The organism is Streptomyces sp. NPDC054796 (genome assembly GCF_053611545.1).
The window spans coordinates 1-7,259 of the sequence record NZ_JBSHAO010000120.1; the positions used below are offsets into that span (position 1 = coordinate 1).

The window sequence follows — 7,259 nt, forward strand, 5'->3', positions numbered from 1 at the left end:
GCCCGCCGTCCGACCGGACGGCGGGCCCCCTCGCGCGTTGCGGCGTCGCGTCGGGTCACCGGATCTCGGCGAGGATCTCCAGGATCGCGGCCCTGCCCTCGGCGTCCTGGAGCCGCTGCCGGAAGCCGGGGTCCATCAGCTTCCTGGACAGCAGCGCGAGGATGCGCAGATGCTCGTCGCCCGCCGCCGCCTCGGGCACGGAGATCATGAAGACCAGCTTGGCCCTCGTACCGTCCAGCGCGCCCCACTCGATGCCCTCGGGCGCCCGCGCGAAGCCCACGACCGGCGCGGACACCGCGTCCGTCTTGGCGTGCGGGATCGCGATCTCCTCACCGAGCCCCGTGGTGCCCTGCTCCTCGCGGGCGAGCGCGACGCGTACCAGCTCGTCGGTGTCGGTCACCTTGCCGGTACCGGCGAGGAGCTCCGCCATCTCCCGGATGGCCGCCTCCTTCCCGTCCGCGCTCAGCCGCTCCTTGACGGTCTGCCCGGTGAGGTAGCCGGAGAGCACCTCGGGCTCCCCGTCCGGGGCGCCGACGGACTCCGACGGAGACGGGGCGGCGCCGGACCCCGTGCGGGTACCGGTACCGGTACCCGCACCCACGAGCGCGGGCTCGGCCTTCGCGGGAGCGGCAGCCGAGGCGGGGGCGGAGGCGGGGGCGGGGGCCTTCGCGCCCGCGCCCTTGCCCAGCGACAGCAGCGCGACGGTCGCCAGCCCCGTCACGGCCGTACCGATCACCACGGCGACGAAGAACATCGCCACCCCGTCGACCGCGCCCAGCACGGCCACGATCGGCCCGCCGTGCGGCACGTTGTCCTTGACCGCCGCGAGCCCGGCGACGGCACCGGCGACGGCGCCGCCCAGCATGTTCGCGGGGATCACCCGCGCCGGGCGGGCAGCGGCGAACGGGATCGCGCCCTCCGTGATGCCGAAGAAGCCCATGAACAGCGCCGCGTAGCCCGTCTCCCGCTCCTGCTCGCTGAAGAACCGCCGCCGGATGAGCGTGGCCAGCCCCTGACCGAGCGGCGGTACGGGGATGGCCGCGGCGCACATGCCCATGACCTCGGGGTTCTTGGAGACGAGGCCGGTGCCGAAGAGGAACGCGGTCTTGTTGACGGGCCCGCCCATGTCGAAGGCGATCATCAGCCCGAGGATGATGCCGAGCCCCGCCGCACTGGCCCCGGTCATGCCACCCAGCCACTCGGTGAGGTTCTCGAAGAGCCAGGAGATGGGCCGCCCGATGACGTAGATGAAGAACAGCCCGAGCACCGTCGTCGACAGGATCGGGATCACGATGATCGGCATGATCGGCTGGACGAACTTCGGTACCCGGACCTTCTTGATCCACTGGACCAGGTAGCCCGCCAGGAAACCGGTCACGATGGCGCCGATGAAGCCCGCGCCGGACTTGGAGTCGTACAGCTCACCGGTGTTCGCGATCCAGCCGCCGATCATGCCGGGCACGAGCGCGGGCCGGTCCCCGAGTGCGTAGGCGATGTAGCCGGACAGGACCGGCACCATGAGCGTGAAGCCGATGGTGCCGATGTCGTTGACGTGCTTCCAGAAGGAGCCGTCGGGGATGACGAGGCCGCCGTCGGCCTGCGGCGTACCGCCTAGCGCGAGCGACACCGCGATCAGCAGCCCGCCGACCACGACGAACGGGATCATGTACGAGACCCCGTTCATCAGCGCCTTGTACACGGCGCTGCGCTCCTTGCCCCCGCCGCCCCCTCCGGCCCCGGCCCCGGCACCGGTGGACCCGGATCCGGCCCCGGAGCCCGGACCGTCGCCGTCCGCCTCGCCCCTGTGTACGGGCGCCTCCCGCACCCTGTCGATCAGCCCGTCCGGATCGCTGATCCCCTCGGACACCCCGACGGCCAGCACCCTCTTGCCGGTGAAACGGCTGCGGTCGACATCCTTGTCGGCGGCGATGATGATCCCGTCCGCCTGGTTGACATCGTTGTCGGTCAAGACGTTCTCGGCCCCGATGGACCCCTGGGTCTCCACCTTCATGCCGATGCCGCGCGCCTCCGCGGCCTGCGTCAGCTTCTCGGCGGCCATGTACGTATGGGCGATGCCCGTGGGGCACGCGGTCACGGCGAGCAGTTTCAGCCCCGACTCGGCCGCCTTCCCCGCCTCGTCGCGGGGGTCGGCAGAACTGGTCACGTCGTTTCTCCTTGCTTGTCCAGCTTTGCGTGGGGGGGATGTGGGGGACATACGGGGATTGGCGCGAACCGGACCTCCCCAGTCGGCCTCTCGGGCGGCCGAAAACCGACCCAGTGTCACCCTTGCCCACACCCTAAGCAATCCGCTCGACTGGACGGGCGGTGTAGATTCGTAGAGCACAGACGTCGCTGCTGATGGCGGTCGGCTGGCCCGCACGACGGGCCACCGAGGGAGAGAGGGCCTCCGACGGACTGGGCTGCGACCCGGGGACACGTATGTCCATGCGGGTGCGCGAGGGCGGCGGTATTTGCCACTCGCGCATCGCTTCGCATACGAGTGCCCATGCGCCGCAGCACGGACCAGAAGCCACAACCCCTCGAGGAGAGCAGCTCGCATGACGACGACCTCCACGACCTCCAACGGCCAGGACTTCAAGGTCGCGGACCTCTCTCTGGCAGCCTTCGGACGCAAGGAAATCAAGCTCGCCGAGCACGAGATGCCCGGCCTGATGGCGATCCGTGAGGAGTACGCGGCCGCCAAGCCCCTCACCGGCGCCCGCGTCACCGGCTCGCTCCACATGACCGTGCAGACGGCCGTGCTGATCGAGACCCTCGTCGCCCTCGGTGCGGAGGTCCGCTGGGCCTCCTGCAACATCTTCTCCACCCAGGACCACGCCGCCGCCGCGGTGGCCGTCGGTCCGAACGGCACCCCGGACAGCCCGCAGGGCGTCCCGGTCTTCGCCTGGAAGGGCGAGACCCTGGAGGAGTACTGGTGGTGCACGGAGCAGGCTCTGACCTGGCCGAACACCCCCACCGGCGGCCCGAACATGATCCTGGACGACGGCGGTGACGCCACCCTCCTCGTCCACAAGGGCGTGGAGTACGAGAAGGCGGGTGCGGCGCCCTCGGTCGACACGGCCGAGAACGACGAGCACCGCGTCATCCTCCAGCTCCTCAACCGCACCCTCAGCGAGAGCCCGCAGAAGTGGACGCAGCTCGCGTCCGAGATCCGCGGCGTCACCGAGGAGACCACGACCGGCGTCCACCGGCTGTACGAGATGCAGCAGGCGGGCTCCCTCCTCTTCCCGGCGATCAACGTCAACGACTCCGTCACCAAGTCGAAGTTCGACAACAAGTACGGCTGCCGCCACTCGCTGATCGACGGCATCAACCGCGCCACCGACGTCCTGATCGGCGGCAAGGTCGCGGTCGTCTTCGGCTACGGCGACGTCGGCAAGGGCTGCGCCGAGTCCCTCCGCGGCCAGGGCGCCCGCGTCCTGATCACGGAGATCGACCCGATCTGCGCCCTCCAGGCGGCCATGGACGGCTACCAGGTCGTGACGCTGGACGATGTCGTCGAGACCGCCGACATCTTCGTCACCACCACGGGCAACAAGGACATCATCATGGCCTCGGACATGGCCAAGATGAAGCACCAGGCGATCGTCGGGAACATCGGTCACTTCGACAACGAGATCGACATGGCCGGTCTCGCCGAGATCCCCGGCATCGTCAAGGACGAGGTCAAGCCGCAGGTCCACACCTGGACCTTCAAGGACGGCAAGACCCTCATCGTCCTGTCCGAGGGCCGTCTGCTGAACCTCGGCAACGCCACCGGGCACCCGTCGTTCGTGATGTCCAACTCCTTCGCGAACCAGACCATCGCCCAGATCGAGCTGTTCACGAAGCCGGAGTCGTACCCGACCGACGTCTACGTGCTCCCGAAGCACCTCGACGAGAAGGTCGCCCGCCTCCACCTGGACGCACTCGGGGTCAAGCTGACCACGCTGCGCCAGGACCAGGCCGACTACATCGGTGTCCCCGTCGAGGGCCCGTACAAGCCGGACCACTACCGCTACTGAGCGGCACCCCGCTCGTCCGCCCCGGCGGCCTGACGGCCCCGTGACCGGCGAGCGTTGAGCCGACAGCTCGCGGAAGAAGGCCCCCCGCCCCCGTGGCGGGGGGTCTTCGGCTTACCACCGCGCCCCCGCACGTAGAGTCGCCCCATGCCCCGCGGCCGGTATTCGCTCCATGATCCGCACGACCACACCCCCCTCGGAGAAGAACACTTCCACTGCGCCACCGGCCCCTCCGGCTGGCGTTACGTCTCCCAGATCACCACCCCCTCCGGCGACCACGCGGGCTCCGTCGACCTCACCCTCGACGATCTCGGCCGCCCCATCAGGCTCGAACTCCACGCCGCCAGCTGGCAGGTCCGCGGTGCGGCGCTGGACGGCGTCACCTGGGTCCGTAGCGACCCCACGGGCGAGTTCGCTCAAGAGGGCAACGTCCCCGCGCACTCCTTCACGGGCGCGTCCCCCGCGTTTCTCATCGCGACCTCACGGCTGCTGCGACCGGCCCCCGGAGCCCCGGCCACCCGCGTCCGCCTCGTCGCCCTCACACCCCCCGTCCTCGCTCCCCGCACTCTCGACCAGTCCTGGGCGCTGCTGAGAACTGAAGCACACGCCACTGACAACGGCCCTCTGACGGTGGAGAACTACCAGGTCAGCGACCTGGAGACGGGGGAGACGCACGACGTCCACCTCGCCGGCGACGTCGTCCTCGCGGCCCCGGGAATCGAGCTGGAAGACCTCGAATCCCCGCCCTCGACGTTCGGCTGAGCCCTCAGCGCCCGCACCTGCTCAGGACGCCCCGTACGCGCCGGCCGCGGCCACTCAGGTCGGCGGCACGAACCCGGTACCCGGCCGCTCGGACGTCGGCGCCCGCGGAGGCTCCGCGGGCACCTGCCCCTGTCCGCCCGCGATCTCCGCGGAGGCGTCCCCGGGCACAGCCTGCGAACCGGTCGTCCCGGTCGTCGTCGCACCGTCCCCCGGCTCCGTCACCCAGCCCGTCGCGGCACCGGAACCCGGGGCGGGCTCCGACGGCGTCGCGTAGCCGCCCGCCGCGCCAGGAGACGCGGCAGCGGCCCCCGCGCCGAAGGCGCGCTGCGACTCCCGCGCCTGCCGCTCAGCGACCACACCGGCCAGATAAGCGGTCGGCGGCACCCCCTCGGGCACCGGAGCCCCGGTCCAGGCGGCGACGTCCGAGGCGAGCCGCTGGGCCATCGACAGGCTCACCGCCTCATCGAGCTGCCCGGCCCGCATCAGGTACTGCCGTACGGCCAGCCACAGCCCGTCCGGCACGCGCGACAGATCCAGTTCTCCGAACCGGCCCGCAAGCCACGGCGGCGGAGGCGGCACCGGCGCCCCCTGCACGGCGGGCACGCGCTCCCGCACGACCAGGGTCCCCGCGAAGACGTCGCCCACCCGACGGCCACGCGCGGACACCAGCGACGCGGCACAGGCCAGTACCCCGAAGGAGAGCTGGATCTCGACGACCCCGATCGCACCGCGTACCAACGCGTGCCGGAACCGCACCGGCCCTCCGTCCTCGCGCACCACCCGCATCCCGCACACCAGCTTCCCCACGGAACGCCCCCGGCTCAGCGTCTCCACGGCTATCGGCACTCCGACCAGCACCAGCAGAAACAGCGCCACCTGGACGGCGGCCACAGCAGCCGCGTCGAGCGAGGCCGTAGCGGCGAACAGCACGAGGGACAGCAGCACGTAGAGGGTCCAGGCCAGCAGCAGGTCGAGAAAGACGGCCAGCGCCCTGGACGGCAGCCGAGCGGGGCGCAGCCCCAGTACGACCGCGTCCCCCGTCACAAGTTCACTCACCGGCGCGTCCTCCCTCATGGCCTTTCCCGGCCCCGCTGTCTGATGGCCCCGCCCCATGGATCCGTGCCCCTGGCGCTGAAGCGCACCATGAACAGTCTGCCGCCAGCCCGCTGCTGTCTGCCAAGCTCTCCCCATGGACCTGGAAGTCTTCGTCTCCGCCCACCGCGCGGAGTGGGACCGGCTGGAAGAACTGCTGCACCGGCGCCGCCGACTGACGGGCGCCGAGGCCGACGAGCTGGTCACCCTCTACCAGCGCACCGCCACCCACCTCTCCCAGGTCCAGTCGAGCGCCCCCGACCCGGCCCTCACCGGCCGCCTCACCGCTCTGGTCGCGCGCGCCCGCAGCGCCGTGACGGGCCCTCGTACGGCCTCCTGGCGCGACGCGGGGCGCTTCTTCGCCGCGGGCTTCCCCGCGGCCGTCTACCGCAGCCGCCACTGGTGGGTGCCGACGACGCTCCTCTCGGTCGTCATAACCGCGCTCATCGCCTGGTGGATAGGCACCCACCCCGAAGTCCAGGCGTCGATCGGCGCCCCTGACGAGCTGCGCGAGATGACCCGCCCCGGTGGCCAGTACGAGTCGTACTACTCCAGCCACCCCGCCTCGTCCTTCGCGGCCCAGGTCTGGACGAACAACGCCCAGGCCACCGCCATCTGCCTCGCCTTCGGCGCCTTCCTCGGCATCCCGGTGCTGTGGGTGCTGTTCCAGAACCTGCTGAACCTCGGCATCGGCATCGGCCTGATGGAGTCCGCGGGACGTCTGGACACCTTCCTCGGCCTGCTCCTCCCGCACGGCCTCCTGGAGCTGACGGCCGTCTTCGTGGCGGCGGGCACGGGCCTGAGGCTCGGCTGGACGGTCATCGACCCGGGCCCCCGGAGCCGCCGCACCGCCCTGGCCGAGGAGGGCCGCGCCGCCATCGGCATGGCCATCGGCCTGGCCGCCGTCCTCTTCGTCTCCGGCGTCATCGAGGGCTTCGTGACCCCTTCGGGTCTTCCTACGTGGGCCCGCGTCACCATCGGCGTCATCGCCGAACTCGCCTTCCTCGCCTACGTGTACGTGCTCGGAGGACGGGCGGCCAAGGCGGGAGAGACGGGCGATGTGGGTGCTGCGGACCGCGCTGCCGAGGTGCCTACGGCAGCTTGATGTGCATGCACCCGTGCGGACCTGTTACTGTTCTCGCCGCCCCGGAAAACCGTTGACAGCGGGATTTCAGGGCAGTAGATTCGAACGGTTGCCCCGAGTTGGACGAACTCGCAAGCAACGGTTAGTCTCTTCATCGCTTCGGAAAAACGAGACCCGATTCTTCGGGAATTCGAAAGGGAAGCGGCCCCGCCGACAGGGGAAAGTCGGAATCGGATTTCGGCCGGGAACGGCCGGGAAACGGATCTGATAGAGTCGGAGACACCGAAAGGGAAGCGCCC

Annotated in this window: 5 protein-coding genes; 3 read left to right on the forward strand and 2 right to left on the reverse strand. The window is 70.6% G+C overall.

The features are described from left to right. Positions 1–55: 55 nt before the first annotated feature. Positions 56–2,164 carry a fructose-specific PTS transporter subunit EIIC gene (locus tag ACWGJ2_RS39765; protein WP_453351291.1) on the reverse strand — a complete coding sequence of 703 codons (2,109 nt, stop codon included), beginning with the start codon at positions 2,162–2,164 and terminating at the stop codon, positions 56–58. 394 nt (positions 2,165–2,558) lie between these two features. Between ACWGJ2_RS39765 and ahcY the strand changes: the two genes are divergently transcribed. Both ahcY and ACWGJ2_RS39775 read left to right on the forward strand, forming a co-directional pair. Next, positions 2,559–4,025, forward strand: a complete 1,467-nt coding sequence (ahcY, locus tag ACWGJ2_RS39770; protein WP_453351292.1) for an adenosylhomocysteinase — start codon at positions 2,559–2,561, stop codon at positions 4,023–4,025. A gap of 144 nt (positions 4,026–4,169) precedes the next feature. Further along, complete coding sequence (locus ACWGJ2_RS39775; RefSeq protein WP_453351293.1) at positions 4,170–4,784, forward strand: hypothetical protein; 615 nt, start codon at positions 4,170–4,172, stop codon at positions 4,782–4,784. 54 nt (positions 4,785–4,838) lie between these two features. On the opposite strand, the gene ACWGJ2_RS39780 is transcribed toward ACWGJ2_RS39775, so the two are convergent. Further along, positions 4,839–5,840 (reverse strand): RDD family protein, encoded by a 1,002-nt coding sequence (locus ACWGJ2_RS39780; RefSeq protein ID WP_453351294.1) that lies wholly within the window; start codon positions 5,838–5,840, stop codon positions 4,839–4,841. A 133-nt stretch (positions 5,841–5,973) separates the two neighbouring features. On the opposite strand from ACWGJ2_RS39780, the gene ACWGJ2_RS39785 reads away from it, so the two are divergent. Then, a complete protein-coding gene (locus ACWGJ2_RS39785; protein ID WP_453351295.1) occupies positions 5,974–6,981 on the forward strand; it encodes a stage II sporulation protein M in 1,008 nt (335 codons plus the stop codon). The last annotated feature ends 278 nt before the right edge of the window (positions 6,982–7,259 follow it).

What these genes read in the sequence shown, in the direction of transcription:
- ahcY (WP_453351292.1), top strand. Translation starts at nt 2,559, where the DNA reads ATGACGACGACCTCCACGACCTCCAACGGCCAGGACTTCAAGGTCGCG.
- ACWGJ2_RS39775 (WP_453351293.1), top strand. Translation starts at nt 4,170, where the DNA reads ATGCCCCGCGGCCGGTATTCGCTCCATGATCCGCACGACCACACCCCC.
- ACWGJ2_RS39785 (WP_453351295.1), top strand. Translation starts at nt 5,974, where the DNA reads ATGGACCTGGAAGTCTTCGTCTCCGCCCACCGCGCGGAGTGGGACCGG.